Raw genomic sequence first — 1,296 nt, forward strand, 5'->3', positions numbered from 1 at the left:
CGGCGAGCCAGTGGTGCTGCGCGGCATCGCGCGCGACTGGGCATTGGTGCAGGCCGGGTCGCGTTCCCTGCAGGAGGCCATGGCCTACCTGCGCGGGTTCGAAGCAGGCGTGCCTGTTCCCTATTCCTTCGGCGGCCCCGAGATCGAAGGGCGTCCGTTCTACAACGCGGACTTCACCCGCTTGAACTTCGAGGTCCGGCGTGGCCTGCTGACAGAGGTGCTGGACGCAATCGCCGACCACCTCGATTCGCCGAGCCCGCCCACCTATTACGTCGCTTCGCTGCTGATCGCGCGTGCGCTGCCCGGGTTCGCCCAGCACAACGACGCCGGACTGGCGGGGCAGGGCATCGATGCTTCGGCCAGCATCTGGGTCGGCAACCGGGTGACGGCTTCCTGCCATTACGACATTCCGGACAACCTGGCGTGCTGCGCGGTGGGCCGGCGCCGCTTCACCCTGTTTCCGCCGGAGCAGATCGACAACCTCTACCCGGGGCCGATGGAGCCCACCCCGGGGGGGCAGGTGGTCAGCGTGGTGGATTTCGACCAACCGGATTTCGACCGCCATCCGCGCTTCCGTGATGCCCTCGCAAGCGCGCAGACCGCCACGCTTGAGCCCGGTGATGCCATCTTCATCCCAGGCCTGTGGTGGCACCACGTGCGCAGCCTGGAACCGTTCAACGTGCTGGTGAACTACTGGTGGCGCAGTGCGCCTGGCTATCTCGGCTCACCCCTGCCGGCGCTGCAGCATGCAATGTGGGCCCTGCGCGATCTACCGGCGCGCGAGAAGCAGGCGTGGGCAAAGATCTTCCAGTACTACGTGTTTGGTCCCGGCGAGCAGGCAGGGCAACACCTGCCCGAAGCGGCCCAGGGAGAGCTGGCACCGTTCGACGAGACGCAGGCGCGGCGCATGCGCGCCCAGCTGCTGGGTCGACTCAACCGCTGATGGGAGCATCGCATTGAACGCTGCGGACACTACACAAGGGCCGATCCGGAGAGTGGTGATCGCCGGTGGCGGCACCGCCGGCTGGCTGGCCGGCTGCGCACTGGCGCACCAGTTCCGCCAACAGCTGGACATCACCCTGGTGGAGTCCGAGCAGATCGGTACCGTGGGTGTGGGCGAATCCACCGTGCCGCCCATCCGCACGTTCCACCGTTTCCTTCAGATCGATGAGCAGGAGTTCCTGCGTGCGGTCGCCGGCACGTTCAAGCTGTCGATCTCGTTCGAGAACTGGCGTCGCCCCGGTGAACGCTTCATCCATCCTTTCGGCACGATCGGRCAGGGCACCTGGGCCACGC

2 protein-coding genes are annotated in these 1,296 nt (G+C 66.9%); both read left to right on the plus strand.

All coding sequences use genetic code 11. From position 1 onward, the window contains the following. A partial coding sequence (locus AB4Y84_RS21850) for a cupin-like domain-containing protein (protein ID WP_442250957.1) occupies positions 1-943 on the plus strand: 943 nt, incomplete at its 5' end. Between the two features lie 13 nt (positions 944-956). Further along, positions 957-1,296, plus strand: a 340-nt coding sequence (locus AB4Y84_RS21855) for a tryptophan 7-halogenase (protein WP_442250958.1), incomplete at its 3' end; no start/stop codon positions are given.

Source organism: Stenotrophomonas sp. 2YAF22, from assembly GCF_052114665.1.
GTDB lineage: Bacteria > Pseudomonadota > Gammaproteobacteria > Xanthomonadales > Xanthomonadaceae > Stenotrophomonas > Stenotrophomonas indicatrix.